Here is a 15178-nt window from a genome sequence, read left to right as displayed (position 1 = left end):
TCACGCGCCCCGCGGTTGACGCATCATTGCGTAGATCGTCGGCCCGCCGCCTGGCATCACGATGTCGCGGGTCACTTCGAAACCGAAGCGGTTGTAGTACGGGATGTTCGATTCCTTGCTGCTCTCGAGGTAAGCGTCGACATGTTCACGGTCACAACGCTCCAACCGGGAGTTCAGTAGTGCTTTGCCGTATCCCCCACCGCGCGCCGCGCTGCCGGTCCCGACCGTCGCGAGATACCAGTGCGGCGAATTCGGGTGTGCTCCTTCGAGAACGGAGCTGACCTCGGCCGCATGTCGAAGCCCCCTGCCGAAGACACGCACCATGGCCGGCAGGCTCACGAGCCCGGAAATCCACGACTGCTTCCATCGCCCCGGCGGATCCCACAGAGTTGCCCCGCCGATCACGCCGTTGTCATCGGTGGCCACCTCGACACCGCCACCGGCAAAGTGGTGGTAACGAGCTTCTGCGGCAAACAGTTTCGACAGGCGCTCAGCCCTGGAGTCCTCGTCCGGCAACATCCAGGCCATCAAGGGATCATCCTCGAACGCCTCGGCCAACACTGCCGACAGTGCCGGAATATCGGATCGGACAGCCGGCCGCACGTGTACACCCATGAGGTGAGGGTACCGCCGACCGTCCGAATTCCCGGTCGGTGAACCGATCAGACGAGCAAGCTCGCAATCCGTGGTGGAATCTGTTCGAGTGCATACGGCAAGCTCAGTACGGTGCTCCACGTCATGGCCTCGGCAGCAGCGTCTTCCAGAATGATCGCGCGGCCGTCCTTCACGACGTCGAGTTCCTGGTAGATCGGGGTCTTGTCCAATTCGGCGCGGAGCTTGTCGCCGTAGCCACCACCGGCATACCAGACGAGTACGTCGACGTCCGCGAGCGAGAGTTGCTCGGTGCTGATCTCGGCGAAGTTACCCGTGATCTGATCGGTGACAGGCGGATTCACGAATCCGAGTTCGGTGAAGAACCGCACCTTGGGGTCTTCCGGTCCGTAGACCCCGAACTGCCCCGGCCCCTTCAACGCGCCGACCAGAACAGTCTTGCCGGCAAACGCCGGGTTGGCGGTCTTCACGTCGGCGAACTTCTGATCGACACCGGCGATCAACTCGGTGGCCTTGCCCTGTTGGCCCAAGGCCTCGCCCAGGATGGTCGTCTGGTCCTGCCAGGGGATTCCGTAATCCGCGAACTCCTTCGGCTGCGCCACCGTCGGCGCAATGGCACTGAGTTTGTCGTACTGCGCCTGGGTCAGTCCGGAGTAGGTGCCGACGATGAGGTCGGGTGTCGTGGCAGCGACCTTCTCCATCTGGATGGTGGTGCCCGCGGTTCCGATGATCTCGGGAGTCGCCCCGTTCAGCAGCGGCTGCGCCCAGGGCCACACACCGTAGGGGTAATCGCCGTACCAGTCGAAGGTTCCGACCAAGGTCCCACCGAGCGCCAGGATCGCATCCTGATCGTTGTATCCGACACTGACGATCCGCTGCGGATCCTCGGGCAGTTCGGTAGACCCGAACTTGTGGGTGACCGATCCCGCAGAGTCACCGCTGGGGGGTGTGTCCTCGTCGTTCGAACTGGAGCAGGCCGCGGCGAATGCCAACAACGCTCCCGACGTGCCGATCAGAAATCCGCGCCGGGTCAGCCGACCTGCGTCCGTTCGATCCATGCTCTACCCCTTAAGTCCGCTGTTTCGGTAGGTAAGGCTAGCCGATGAATGTCGCATTCCGGTGAGTTCGACCGGCCCATTCGATGGCAGTACCGGCTCGTTCGGGCCACTATGGAGACATGACGCGCCAGGGCCCCTCGAAAGACATCGACGAATCCGATCTCGAAGTCACGCACCCCAAGGACTACGCCGCCGGAGTACCGGCCGTTCTGGTGTCACTGCAACGAGGAATCGAGCAGATGGGAGCCTTGCGGACCGCCCGAACGCTCACCAGGCTCAACCAGCGTCACGGCTTCGACTGCCCGGGGTGTGCGTGGCCGGAGACTCCCGGGCATCGCAAGCCCGCCGAGTTCTGCGAGAACGGAGCGAAAGCCGTTGCCGAGGAAGCAACGCTTCGCACTGTCACACCCGAATTCTTCGCGGAGCACTCGATCGCCGACCTCGAAGGCAAGACCGATTACTGGCTCGGCCAACAGGGTCGACTGACGCACCCGATGGTCCTGACCCCGGGAGCAACCCATTACCAGCCGCTCGACTGGGACGGCGCGTACGCACTCATCGCCGAACATCTGAACGGCCTCGCCTCACCGGACGAAGCCGTGTTCTACACCTCCGGTCGTACGTCCAACGAAGCAGCATTTCTCTACCAGTTGATGATTCGCAGCTACGGCACCAACAACATGCCCGACTGTTCCAACATGTGTCACGAGTCGTCCGGAAGTGCACTGACCGAATCCATCGGCATCGGCAAAGGCTCGGTGACGGTTCCCGACCTCGAGAACGCCGATCTCATCCTCATCGCCGGACAGAATCCCGGTACCAACCATCCTCGAATGCTCTCGACGCTCGAGAAGGCAAAGGGCAACGGCGCCAAGATCATCGCCATCAATCCTCTGCCCGAGGCGGGATTGCGCAGGTTCAAGGATCCACAAAAGGTGTCCGGCGTGATCGGGCACGGAGTCGACATCGCGGACGAGTTCCTCCAGATTCGGCTGGGCGGCGACATGGCGCTGTTCCAAGGCCTGGGAAAGCTGCTGCTCGCGCTGGAGGATCGCGCTCCCGGCACCGTCGTCGATCGCGCCTTCGTCGACCGGTACTGCGCCGGTTGGGACGAATACGAGAAGCACATCCGTGCGGTCGATCTCGACACGGTACTCGAGGCGACGGGTCTGTCGATGGCGCAGCTCGAGGAAACGGCTGCCGCGCTTGCCCGGTCCGAGCGAACCGTCACCTGCTGGGCCATGGGGATCACTCAGCACACCCACGGCGTCGCCACCATCGAAGAAGCGGTCAACCTGTTGCTCATGCGCGGGATGATGGGCAAACCCGGTGCCGGGGTTTGCCCGGTGCGAGGGCACTCCAATGTCCAGGGTGACCGCACGATGGGTATCTGGGAGAAGATGCCGGAAGAGTTCCTGGCCGCGCTCGACACCGAGTTCTCGATCTCGAGCCCCCGCAAGCACGGTTGGGACACCGTCGATGCGATCCGCGCCATGAACGCAGGCAAGGCGAGCTTCTTCATGGCGATGGGCGGCAACTTCATCCAGGCAAGCCCGGACACCGCAGCCACCGAAACAGCGTTGCGTCAATGCGAACTCACCGTGCAGGTTTCCACCAAGCTGAATCGCAGTCACGTGGTCCACGGGCAGACCGCGATCATCCTCCCCACCCTCGGACGCACCGACCTCGACGTCCAGGCAGGCGGAAAGCAGCTTGTCTCCGTGGAGGATTCGATGTCCATGGTGCATCTGTCCCGCGGACGTCTCACTCCGGTCAGCCCCTACCTGCGTAGCGAAGTCGCCATCATCTGCCAACTCGCCCGCGAACTACTCGGCAATGATCATTCCGTCCGCTGGTCGGCCTTCGAGGGCAATTACGACCTGATCCGTGACTCCATCTCACGGGTGGTGCCCGGATGCGAAAACTACAACACCCGGGTCCGTCAGCCGGATGGATTCCAACTCCCCCACCCGCCACGTGACTCCCGCGAATTCCGCACGCACACCGGCAAAGCCAACTTCGGTGTGAACGACCTGCACTGGATACCCACTCCGAGCGGGCGCCTGATTCTGCAGACCATGCGAAGCCACGACCAGTACAACACCACGATCTACGGCCTCGACGACAGATACCGCGGCATCAAGGGCGGCCGCAAAGTCATCCTCGTCAACGGCGAAGACATCACCGCACTCGGATTCCGCGACGGTGATCTCGTCGACATCGTGTCCGAGTGGACAACACCCGACGGCACACTCGAAGAGCGTCGGGTCACCGAATTCCGCATCGTCGCCTACGACACCCCACGCGGCAACGCGGCAGCGTACTACCCCGAGACAAATCCCCTCGTTCCCCTCGAACACGTTGCAGCCAAGTCGAACACGCCGGTCTCGAAGGCCGTCACCGTTCGACTCGAGGCATCGGGGGCCTGAGATGGGACGAGTCACCGCCCGCACGCCGGTCGTTCGAATCTCGGGCGATCGGGTCGTCACGCGCCCCGACACGCTGGCCGTCGAGGAACCACTCGAAATGAGAGTGGACGGTCAGGTGCTGGCAGTGACGATGCGAACACCCGGCAACGACGTCGACCTCGTCCACGGGTTCCTTCTCAGTGAAGGAGTCATCGGCACCCTCGACGACGTGAGCGTCGTCCGGTATTGCGACGGCGTCGACGAAACCGGCGCGAACACGTACAACGTCCTCGACATCGCGCTCGCTCCCGGAGTGCCGTTGCCCGATCACACCACCGACCGCAACACCGTCGTCAGTTCCGCGTGCGGAGTGTGCGGGAAGACGTCACTCGATGCCGTCCGCACCACGACGCGGCATCCACTGGTCGGTGACACGACCTCTGTCACCTCCACCGTTCTGTCTGCCATGCCGGTCACGCTGCGGGAGAGCCAGCGGATCTTCGAGCGCACCGGCGGCCTGCACGCGGCCGGATTGTTCACCGCCACCGGAGAACTCCTGGCACTGCGCGAGGATGTCGGCCGTCACAACGCCGTCGACAAAGTGATCGGTTGGGCCATCACCAACGGCAGAGTGCCCCTCTACGACACGATCCTGATCGTCAGTGGGCGGGCGTCGTTCGAACTCGTCCAGAAGGCCGTCATGGCCGGCCTTCCGGTACTCGGTGCCGTCTCCGCGCCGTCGTCGCTGGCCGTGGAACTGGCACAGGAATCGGGGTTGACGCTCGTCGGTTTCATCCGCGGCGATTCGATGAACGTCTACTCGCACCCGCACCGAGTCGAGGTCACGAACTCGCGCGCAGTTGAGCCGACAGTCGCACAGCGGAGTTGACCTCCCCGTAGCCCTCGTACCCACCCACTCGCTGCACGACCTCGAAGAACAGGTCTCCCCCGACCGTCGGGGTGAACAGGTGGAAGAACTCGCCGTGAGCGTCCGCGTCGTAAAGGATTCCGGCGCTGCGCATCCGGTCGAGCAGTTCCGAGTTCAACCCGAAACGTGCGTCCAGATCGTCGTAGTAGTTCGGGGAAATGGGTAGCGGAGCAAACCCCCACTCCTGCATGGACGCAGCGGCACCGAAGATGTTCTCACACGCGAAGGCGACGTGGCTGACACCGCCGCGGCGGACGGTCGGCAGCCCGCTACGACTGCCCTCCACCATGTTCAGCGAGATACGCAGGGCATGTCCGTCACCGTCTTGAACAAGCGTGAGCGCTTGACTCCGCATGAGGCCGACCGAATCGGTGACGTCCTGCCCCTCGTGCGGTTGCATCTCGAACACAGACCGCAGGAGCAGCATGATGCCGTCCCAGCTCTCGGCCGGAACTGCCAGTGCCACATGGTCGATCCCGGTGAACACTGCGCCCTGTTCACGATTGCGCTCGGCGGGCAGCGGGTAGATCTCGAAGGCCGATTCCCACGCCGCAGCGCTGCCGGGGCCACGAAGGTCGATCGATGTCGCATCGGTGACCTTCAGGCGTACGACGTCCGGTACAGCGAAGTTCTCGTCACTCGAACCGGGCAACTGCACTCGCGTCGCCGGTACTTCGAGAGCCAGAGCGCGCTCTCCCCACACTTCGGGTTCGGTTGCCCTGATGCCGATCTGAGTGAGAACCGGCAGATCCGCGGGCAGCCCGGGCGCCGTCCACACCGTGCCCGCTGTCGCGTCGACGGCAACGGTCAGCGGTCCGTGCCGCCACAGCTGCAAGTCGTGATCGTGGTGCCGTCCGACCAGATGAAAACCGACACGGGAGAGCATCGAGTGCACCTGGTCCTGTTTAGCCGGACCCGCAGCGATTCGCAGAGACACGATTCCTTCGAGCGGGGTGCGCTCCGGGGCGGTGAACAGCGTGGGTCCACCGACAGCAGGCTTCGCGGCAGCGACCTGTTCTTCCAGATGGAGGAGCGACCGATGAGCGTCGATTGCCGTCCGCTGGGTGTCAGCGCGGCGGAATACGTCGTTGAAGATCTCGAGCGACCACGGTCCGTCGTAACCGGTGGCGTACACATGCTGAGCGAACGCGCTCAGATCGAAACTGCCCTGCCCCGGGAAGTTTCGGTGATGCCGGCTCCACTGGAGGATGTCCATCGCCAAAAACGGTGCGTCCGCCAACTGGAGGAAGAAGATCTTCTCTCCGGGAATCTCGCGAATTCCGGCAGGATCGTCACCGCGCGAGAGGATGTGGAAACTGTCCAAACAGGTTCCGAGCGCTACGTGATCGACTCCCTCGACGATCTTCCATGCATGACCGTACGTGTTGACGTGGGCACCCCACGCGAGCGCCTCGTATGCAACCTTCTTGCCGTGCTGGGACGCCAGTTCGGCGAGAGCTCCGAATTGCTCTGTCAACTGACCGTCGTCGCGACTTGCTGTCGGCAGGGGCGAGGAGCACACCAGGAGCGTCTCGCACCCCAGTTGATCCATCAGCTCGAATTTGCGTTGCACTCGAACAAGATTCCGAGCAAATTGGGCCTCGTCCACCGTGTCGAAGTCACGAAACGGCTGATACAGGTCCAGGCTCAGCCCCAGATCCGCAGCCCTCGTTCGCAATTCCACGGGCGACCAGGGAGAAGCGACAAAATCCGGCTCGAACACTTCGAAGCCGTCGAAGCCGGCAGCAGCAATGGCGTCGAGCTTTTCCTCGAGGGTGCCGCTGAGCGATACAGTCGCGATCGACGTCCGGACCGGGCCACTCACAGCGCTGCCGCGGTCTGTTCGCCGTGCACCAGTTCGGTCATGTGAGCGAGCATCCTCTTACTGTCCGGTTCGATGCCCGTGAAGATCCGGAACGCGTCGACGGCCTGGAAGACGGTCATTCCGCCACCGCTGAGCGTCGGCGCCCCGATCAGCCTGGCCTGACGCAACAGCTCCGTTTCGAGCGGACGGTAGACGATTTCCGCCACCCACAGATCAGGACGGAGCAGATCCGGCGAGAATGCCATCCCAGGATGGGCCGCCATCCCCATCGGCGTCGCGTGGATCAAACCGTTTGCATTGCCGAGCACTTCGGCGAGGTCACTCGTGTGGCACGCCTCGACGATCTGCGCCGGGAACTGCTGCGAGAAAGTTCGCGCGAGTTCTTCCGCACGAGCCAGGCTCGAATCGACCAACGTCAGCGTCCCCACGCCGCGGGTGAGTGCCGCATAGGCAACAGCCGCACCGGCTCCACCCGCACCGAGCTGGACGACACGATCGAGCTGTGCTCCGGGAAGCCCGTCGTCGAAATTCCGGCCGAAGCCCGACCAATCGGTGTTGTGTCCGATCGCCTTGCCGGAGTCGAAGAGAACCGTGTTCACCGCCCCGAGCCTGTCTGCATCCGGCGAGAGTTCGTCGAGATACTCGATCACCAACTGCTTGCACGGGTGAGTGATATTGAGACCGCGGAAACCGAAACGTCGTGCATAGGTGAGAAGTTCACCGATGTCCGACGGCACCATTCCCATCACGTCGAGATCGAGGATGCGGTAGACGTACGGCAGGCCCTGTCTGCGCCCTTCCTCCTCGTGCATGACCGGGGTCAAGGAGGCCTCGATACCGGTGCCGATCAGACCGCAGAGGATCGAATCACTCATCAGTTCTTCCCTTCTCGGATGCAGACGAATTCGACTGCGGCGCTGTAGCCGTCGATTCCCAACCCACAGATGACAGCGTCGGCGATGCCGGAGACGTACGAGTGGTGACGGAAATCCTCGCGGCTGTGGATGTTGCTGATGTGCACCTCCACGACGGGGGCATCGAGTGTGACCAGAGCGTCACGCAACGCAACCGAGGTGTGGGAGTACCCACCGGGATTGATCACGATGCCCGCGACATTTCCCCTGGCCTCGTGGATCCAATCGATCAGTTGACCCTCGTGGTTCGACTGCTTTGCCTCGACCACCGCTCCGAACTTCTCAGCCGCCGCTTCACAACGGGAAACCACGTCGTCCAGGGTGCCTCTCCCGTAGAACTCCGGTTGGCGCTGTCCCAACAAATTCAAGTTGGGTCCGTTGAGGACCAGAACCGGTAGAGATGAAGTCATCAGGGGCACCTCGGGGTTGACGCTCGAAACTAATGTACGAACTAGTGAGTTAGTTCACTGGACGTTACTCCCCCGACGCGAACTCGACAAGCAAAGTCGACAAACTGCTGACAGATAGAGTGAGCACATGGTTTCCGAGCAGTCAGTGAACTCCGTGGTGTCGAAGCCGGAGAAGCGACGCCGAAACAGCGATCTGACCAGGGTGAACATCATCGCCGTCGCCACCGAGGAGTTTGCCGACAAGGGATTCGCCGGCGCCCGGGTAGACGAGATCGCAACCAAGACTCACACCACCAAGCGCATGATCTACTACTACTTCACCGACAAGGAAGGGCTGTACAAGTCCGTCCTCGAGCATGCGTACAGCGTCATTCGTGCGCAGGAACGTGAACTCGACCTCGAGGGATTGAACCCCACCGCAGCAGTCCGCGCCTTGGCAGAACTCACCTTCGACCACCACGAACAGCACCCGAACTTCATTCGGCTGGTGGCCAACGAGAACATGCTCCGCGGTGAGCACATCGAGAAGTCCGAGCTGCTCAGTGGCCTCGGCGCCCCTGCCGCCGATCTCGTCTCGCAGATTCTCCACGACGGGCAGCAGGCGGGAGTATTTCGCTCCGACGTCGATGCTCTCGACATTCACATGTTGATCAGCAGTTACTGCGTCTTTCGGATCGCCAACCGATACACCTTCAAAGCGCTCTTCGACCGCGATCTGACCGACTCGTCGCATCGCGAGCATCTACGAACCATGCTCGGCGACATGGTTGTTGCATTTCTGACCTCACCGACGCCGTCCTGACCCACCCCGAAGTCCGAAAAATCCCCCTACGGTGGTGAGTGGAACTCACAGCTGCCACCGGGAGGATTGACGTGACCGAGAATTACGTAAACGGGCTTTCACTCGAAGAGAAGGCGTCGTTGACGTCAGGCTCGGATTTCTGGCACAGCCAGTCCGTCCCCGGAATCGAGTCGATACTGCTGACCGACGGCCCGCACGGGGTTCGGAAACAACCCGAGGGCGGCGACGCACTCGGACTCGGCCACAGCATTCCCGCGACGTGTTTTCCACCGGCAGTCGGGTTGGGCTCGTCGTGGAACCTCGACCTCATCCGCCGCGTGGGTGAGGCTCTGGGCGACGAAGCCAAAGCCGAACAGGTCTCGGTTCTCCTCGGTCCCGGCATCAACATCAAACGATCACCGTTGTGCGGCAGGAACTTCGAATACGTTTCCGAGGATCCGTTCCTCTCCGGCCGCGTCGCGGCAGCGCTGATCACCGGCATCCAGTCACGCGGCGTCGGAACCTCGCTCAAGCACTTCGCTGCCAACAACCAAGAGCACGACCGGATGAGAGTCAGTGCCGACGTCGACGAACGGACGCTACGCGAGATCTATCTGGCCGGCTTCGAATACGCCGTCAAGACTGCCGCCCCGACTACGGTCATGTGCTCGTACAACAAGATCAACGGGGTCTACTCGAGCCAGAACCATTGGCTGCTCACCGAGGTACTGCGCGAACAGTGGGGCTTCGACGGCCTCGTCGTTTCGGACTGGGGGGCGGTCAACGATCGCGTGGCGGCACTCGCCGCGGGGCTCGACCTGGAAATGCCGCCGACCGGAACCGATACGCAGATCGTCGACGCCGTTCGCGGCGGCGACCTCGATGAATCAGTGCTCACGACTGCAGCCGAACGACTCTCGACGCTGGTGCAACGCACCGCTGCGGCGCGAACCGAAGGCCACACGTACGACGCCGAGCGTCATCACGAGTTGGCGCGGACAGCTGCAGCGGAGTCGGCTGTCTTGCTGGCGAACGACGGAGAACTGCTGCCTCTGACCCCCGGCGGGCAAACTGTCGCGGTGATCGGAGAATTCGCCTGCAGCCCGCGATACCAGGGGGCGGGTAGTTCACAGGTGGTGGCCACCAAGCTCGACAATGCTCTGGACGCGATCCTCGACCTCGAAGGCGCCGACCGGGTCACCTTCGCACCGGGCTTCACCTTCGACGGCACTCCGGACGACGACATGGTCACCGAGGCCGTCGACGCTGCGCGCCGCGCCGACGTCGCGGTGCTCTTCCTCGGACTACCGTCCGCCACCGAATCCGAAGGATTCGATCGAACCGACATCGAACTGCCGGCTGACCAGATCGCCCTGCTGGAAGCGGTCCACGGCGCGAACCCGAACACCGTCGTCGTGCTCGCGAACGGCGGCGTGGTTTCGATCGCGTCGTGGAAGGACCACGCCGCCGCAATCCTCGAAGGGTGGCTACTCGGCCAGGCGGGTGGATCGGCGATCGCCGATCTGCTGTTCGGCATCACGAATCCGTCCGGTCGGCTGACGGAGACCATTCCACTTCGCCTCCAAGACAATCCGTCGTATCTACACTTCCCCGGATCGCAGCAGCACGTCCGATACGGCGAAGGACTGTATGTGGGATACCGCTACTACGACTCCGCTCTGCGCGAAGTGGCGTACCCGTTCGGGTTCGGGCTGAGCTACACCACCTTCGACATCACCGATACGTCTGTGGAGGCGGGTGAGAACTCCGCCGAAATGACGGTCACCGTGCGCAACAGCGGCGACCGATCGGGCAGCACCGTCGTGCAGGTCTACGTCCACGACGCCTCGGAAAGCATCGACCGTCCCGAGCAGGAACTGAAGGGCTTTGCCAAGGTCCACCTCGACCCCGACGAATCTGCGACTGTGAACATCACTCTCGACACCAGAGCATTTGCCTATTGGTCCGTCGCGGCGCAGGACTGGGCGATCGAACCTGGCGACTACGAGATCCGCGTCGGCTTCTCGTCTCGGGACATCGCGAGAACCGACACCATCACTCTGGCCGGAAACGTCGGCGTCGGCACGCTCGACGCCATGTCGACCATCGGCGAATGGCTCGCCCATCCCGTAGGCAGTGCCGTTCTCGGCGCCGCCATGTCTGCCGCAGCGGGCGAAGGTGCGCAATCGGTCAGCCCCGAAATGATGGCGCTCGCCGGTTCGATGCCGCTCGGAAAGCTCGCCACCTTCGGCCTCGGGATCACCGAGGAACAGGTGGAGCAGTTGGTGGCGGCGGCAGCACAGCCGGCCTCCTAACTCCCTGAACTGCGGTTTCGACGCGCGGCGTGACCGCCAGTAGATTTTTATGAACTATTTGGTTAATAATCTTGTGTAGTTGCTGTGGCGTCGGTTACATTCCTTGTATCGCTCTCCGCACAGACGTTCTTTATACGAACACAATCGGCGGATGTAGAGCCTCCACGACGCTTCCACCCAGGAGTTGAGCATGTCAGCTAGCACGGTTACACCATCCGGGCCCGAGGCAGGGTCCTTGGCCAGGCCGGATACGACCAAGGTCAAGCGCGCCGCAACATCGTCGTTTCTCGGCAGCATGCTCGAGTACTACGACTTCTACATCTACGCCTCCGCCGCTGCGCTCATCTTCCCCACCGTGTTCTTCCCGGACAGCGGACATGCGGCACTGCTTTCGCTGGCCACATTCGGTGTCGCGTACGTCGCGCGTCCCCTCGGCGCTGTAGTCCTCGGCCATTTCGGTGACCGCGTCGGCCGCAAGAAGATCATGCTGCTCACCCTCATCATGATGGGCGCTGCAACGTTCCTCATCGGATGTATTCCCAGCGCCGATTCGATCGGAGTTCTTGCACCGATACTTCTCGTCCTGATGAGAATCGCCCAGGGCATCTCCGCCGCTGGTGAACAGAGCGGTGCCAGCTCACTGACACTCGAACATGCTCCCGAAGGTCGACGCGCATTCTTCTGCAGTTGGACCCTCAACGGCACCCAGGCCGGCTTCATCCTCGCCAGCCTCGTCTTCCTGCCCATCGCCGCACTCCCTGACGACATCCTCTACACGTGGGGCTGGCGAATCCCGTTCTGGGGCAGCCTGATCGTTCTCGTGGCGGCATACATCATGCGTCTCAAGCTCGAAGAGCCCGAAGAGTTCACCGAGCAGCAGGAGTCGAAGGCCGTCGCCAAATTGCCTGTCGCCGATCTTCTTCGCACCCACAGCGCAAATCTGATTCGCGTGATCTGCTGCGCCTTCATCGCCGTCGTCTCCACCATCTTCTCCGTCTTCGGACTCGCCTTCGCCACCACCGAGGAAGTGGGGATTCCGAAGTCGACCATGCTCTGGGTGGCCATCGCAGCCAACGCCGTGGCCTTGCTCAGTCAGCCCGCCTGGGCGATGCTCTCCGACCGGATCGGTCGCAGGCCGCTGTTCATCGGTGGCGCCCTCGGTAGTGCGGTGTTCATCTACGTGTACTTCGGCGCAATCGCCAGCGGCAACGTTCCCCTGATCTTTCTCGCCGCAATCGGATTGATGTCCGTCTTCTACGCTGCACCGAACGCCATCTGGCCGTCGTTCTACTCCGAGATGTTCAACACCAAGGTCCGCTACTCCGGCATCGCGATCGGCACCCAGGTCGGCTTCGCCCTCGCAGGCTTTGCGCCCGCCATCGGCAACGCCCTCATGGGCGGCGACAAGACGCACTGGATGCCCGTTGCCATTCTGACGTCGGTGGCCTGCGTCATCTGCGCGATCTCGGCGTTCACCGCCAAGGAGACGTTCCGCACTCCCCTCAAGGAACTCGGCAACCCGATCTAGTCGAACACCCCACAGACGCCCTGTACGAACGACTGTGGCCCGGCATCTCTCGCGAGAGATGCCGGGCCACAGTCGTTTTGAAGTTTCTACGCCGTCTTGTCGCGGCGCTCGCCACGTTCCGGCTTACGCGGAACGATGGTCGGAAGTACGTTGTCGTTGACGGTCTCCGCGGTGACGACCACCTTTTCGACGTCGTCACGGCTGGGGATGTCGTACATCACGGGAAGAAGAACCTCTTCCATGATGGCGCGCAGGCCACGAGCACCGGTTCCACGCAAGATCGCCTGATCGGCGATCGCATCCAGAGCCTCTTCGGTGAACTCGAGTTCGACGCCGTCCATGTCGAAGAGACGACGGTACTGCTTGACGAGAGCGTTCTTGGGCTCCGACAAGATCTGAACCAGCGATTCCTTGTCGAGGTTGGTCACCGACGCGATCATCGGCAGTCGGCCGATGAACTCCGGAATCAGACCGAACTTGATCAAATCCTCCGGCATGACCTCGGCGAAACGATCGACCGTATCCAGTTCGGCCTTCGACCGAACCTCGGCACCGAATCCGATACCGCGCTTGCCGACACGATCGGAGACGATCCGCTCGAGACCTGCGAACGCGCCCGCAACGATGAACAGCACGTTCGTCGTGTCGATCTGAATGAATTCCTGGTGCGGATGCTTACGACCGCCCTGCGGCGGGACGCTCGCCTGCGTACCTTCGAGGATCTTCAGCAACGCCTGCTGAACACCTTCGCCGGACACGTCACGCGTGATCGACGGGTTCTCGCTCTTACGCGCGATCTTGTCGACCTCGTCGATGTAGATGATTCCGGTCTCCGCGCGCTTGACGTCGTAGTCGGCAGCCTGAATCAGCTTGAGCAGAATGTTCTCCACGTCCTCGCCGACATAACCGGCCTCGGTCAACGCCGTCGCATCGGCGATGGCGAACGGGACGTTGAGCATCTTCGCGAGAGTCTGAGCGAGGTACGTCTTGCCACAGCCGGTGGGGCCGAGCATCAAGATGTTGGATTTTGCGAGCTCAACCGTCTCACCCCGCGCATCACGGCCCTTGTCTCCGGCCTGAATGCGCTTGTAGTGGTTGTAGACGGCGACGGCCAGCGTCCGCTTGGCGGAGTCCTGACCGATGACGTAGTTCTCGAGGAATTCTCGGATCTCCGCAGGCTTGGGAAGCTCGTCGAGTTTTACCTCGCTCGACTCGGCCAATTCCTCTTCGATGATCTCGTTGCAGAGGTCGATGCACTCGTCGCAGATGTACACCCCGGGTCCTGCAATGAGCTTTTTGACCTGCTTCTGACTCTTACCGCAGAAAGAGCACTTGAGCAGATCCCCGCCGTCGCCGATGCGTGCCATCTCGTGAGGTCCCTACTTTCCATCATGTACGTGCACTCGCCGCCACTCGATCGGCCGAGACGCTCCGCAGTACGTCGGTAGTTGTCAGATCGGTAGTTGTCAGATCAGACAAACTGATCAACAAACTGATCGAACAAATCTGGTCGAACAATCGCAGAACGCCGGTCGAGAACCAGCCCGTGAAGTGACGGTACCCGCAGATCCCGAACGGGGTCGACCTGTTCTCGGCGTTTCGCCTGCGGATAAAAAAGAAAAGAGTCGAGATTTCAGCCTGGCGAGCGCTCCACCAGGCACTTCTCGACGTGTCCGCCTCGTGTCGGGAATCGCGATACAGATCCTCGACACGAGGCGGAAATCGACTACTTCTGTGCGCTGAGCTTCCGGTAAGCCAGCACGTCGTCGATGATGCCGTACTCCTTGGCCTGCTCGGCCGTGAGGATCTTGTCGCGATCGGTGTCGACGCGGATGGTCTCCGGATCCTTACCCGTGTGCAGCGACAGCGTGCTCTCCATGAGCCGACGCATACGCTCGATCTCCGCGGCCTGGATCTCCAGATCGGAAACCTGACCCTGGATGCCACCCGTGGCCGGCTGGTGAATCAGAATGCGCGAGTTGGGAAGCGCGAAGCGCTTGCCCGGCGTACCACCGGCGAGAAGCACAGCAGCTGCCGAAGCAGCCTGACCGAGGCAGACAGTGGAGATGTCGGCACGGACGTACTGCATCGTGTCGTAGATCGCCATCAGCGCGGTGAACGAGCCACCGGGCGAGTTGATGTACATGGTGATGTCGCGGTCCGGATCCTGCGATTCGAGAACCAGCAACTGGGCCATGAGGTCGTTGGCGGAGACGTCGTCGACCTGCGAGCCGAGGAAGATGATGCGCTCCTCGAACAGCTTGTTGTACGGGTCGGACGTCTTGACGCCATAGCTGGTCTGCTCCGTGAACTGGGGCAGGATGTAACGCGATTGGGGGCCCGACGGCGCCTGGCCGCCCAGCGAGTTAGCTCCGAAAAGATTGGTCATCAGTTCTCCA

At 62.2% G+C, this 15178-nt stretch carries 12 protein-coding genes; 5 read left to right on the top strand and 7 right to left on the bottom strand.

Annotated features, from left to right (window positions below; all coding sequences use genetic code 11):
- The gene (locus G8767_RS20295; RefSeq protein ID WP_095969725.1) at positions 1 to 615 is read right to left on the bottom strand and encodes a GNAT family N-acetyltransferase; all 615 of its coding nucleotides are present in this window, start codon (positions 613 to 615) and stop codon (positions 1 to 3) included.
- A 47-nt stretch (positions 616 to 662) separates the two neighbouring features.
- On the bottom strand, positions 663 to 1670 hold the full coding sequence (locus G8767_RS20290; RefSeq protein WP_095969724.1) for an iron-siderophore ABC transporter substrate-binding protein: 1008 nt from the start codon (positions 1668 to 1670) through the stop codon (positions 663 to 665).
- Between the two features lie 119 nt (positions 1671 to 1789).
- On the opposite strand from G8767_RS20290, the gene G8767_RS20285 reads away from it, so the two are divergent.
- Both G8767_RS20285 and fdhD read left to right on the top strand, forming a co-directional pair.
- Complete coding sequence (locus tag G8767_RS20285) at positions 1790 to 4099, top strand: FdhF/YdeP family oxidoreductase (protein ID WP_185564895.1); 2310 nt, start codon at positions 1790 to 1792, stop codon at positions 4097 to 4099.
- Position 4100: 1 nt separating this feature from the next.
- A complete protein-coding gene (gene fdhD / locus G8767_RS20280; protein WP_166811418.1) occupies positions 4101 to 4967 on the top strand; it encodes a formate dehydrogenase accessory sulfurtransferase FdhD in 867 nt (288 codons plus the stop codon).
- On the opposite strand, the gene G8767_RS20275 is transcribed toward fdhD, so the two are convergent.
- The 3 genes from G8767_RS20275 to aroQ are packed head-to-tail and all read right to left on the bottom strand — an operon-like array spanning position 4921 to position 8155.
- Complete coding sequence (locus G8767_RS20275) at positions 4921 to 6831, bottom strand: TIM barrel protein (protein WP_166811416.1); 1911 nt, start codon at positions 6829 to 6831, stop codon at positions 4921 to 4923. The two genes, fdhD and G8767_RS20275, sit on opposite strands and share 47 nt — an antisense overlap.
- Positions 6828 to 7706 carry a shikimate dehydrogenase gene (locus G8767_RS20270; protein WP_166811413.1) on the bottom strand — a complete coding sequence of 293 codons (879 nt, stop codon included), beginning with the start codon at positions 7704 to 7706 and terminating at the stop codon, positions 6828 to 6830. Before G8767_RS20270 ends, G8767_RS20275 begins: the two co-directional genes overlap by 4 nt.
- The gene (gene aroQ / locus G8767_RS20265; protein ID WP_095969719.1) at positions 7706 to 8155 is read right to left on the bottom strand and encodes a type II 3-dehydroquinate dehydratase; all 450 of its coding nucleotides are present in this window, start codon (positions 8153 to 8155) and stop codon (positions 7706 to 7708) included. Before aroQ ends, G8767_RS20270 begins: the two co-directional genes overlap by 1 nt.
- A 127-nt stretch (positions 8156 to 8282) precedes the next feature.
- Here aroQ and G8767_RS20260 point away from each other — a divergent pair, with 127 nt between their 5' ends.
- The 3 genes from G8767_RS20260 to G8767_RS20250 all read left to right on the top strand — a co-directional run bounded on the left by G8767_RS20260 (position 8283) and on the right by G8767_RS20250 (position 12779).
- Positions 8283 to 8957 (top strand): TetR family transcriptional regulator, encoded by a 675-nt coding sequence (locus tag G8767_RS20260; RefSeq protein WP_166811411.1) that lies wholly within the window; start codon positions 8283 to 8285, stop codon positions 8955 to 8957.
- A 71-nt stretch (positions 8958 to 9028) separates the two neighbouring features.
- On the top strand, positions 9029 to 11251 hold the full coding sequence (locus G8767_RS20255; protein ID WP_166811409.1) for a glycoside hydrolase family 3 C-terminal domain-containing protein: 2223 nt from the start codon (positions 9029 to 9031) through the stop codon (positions 11249 to 11251).
- A 190-nt stretch (positions 11252 to 11441) separates the two neighbouring features.
- On the top strand, positions 11442 to 12779 hold the full coding sequence (locus G8767_RS20250) for an MFS transporter (protein WP_206029568.1): 1338 nt from the start codon (positions 11442 to 11444) through the stop codon (positions 12777 to 12779).
- A gap of 86 nt (positions 12780 to 12865) precedes the next feature.
- On the opposite strand, the gene clpX is transcribed toward G8767_RS20250, so the two are convergent.
- Positions 12866 to 14146 (bottom strand): ATP-dependent Clp protease ATP-binding subunit ClpX, encoded by a 1281-nt coding sequence (gene clpX, locus G8767_RS20245; RefSeq protein WP_003944582.1) that lies wholly within the window; start codon positions 14144 to 14146, stop codon positions 12866 to 12868.
- A gap of 359 nt (positions 14147 to 14505) precedes the next feature.
- Positions 14506 to 15168 carry an ATP-dependent Clp protease proteolytic subunit gene (locus G8767_RS20240; protein WP_003944539.1) on the bottom strand — a complete coding sequence of 221 codons (663 nt, stop codon included), beginning with the start codon at positions 15166 to 15168 and terminating at the stop codon, positions 14506 to 14508.
- Positions 15169 to 15178: the final 10 nt, after the last annotated feature.

It is taken from the genome of Rhodococcus sp. IC4_135, from assembly GCF_011602025.1.
In the GTDB taxonomy this organism is placed as follows: Bacteria; Actinomycetota; Actinomycetes; order Mycobacteriales; family Mycobacteriaceae; genus Rhodococcus_F; species Rhodococcus_F baikonurensis.
Note: the sequence above shows the minus strand (reverse complement) of the source record. Positions and strands in the feature narration are given on the sequence as shown.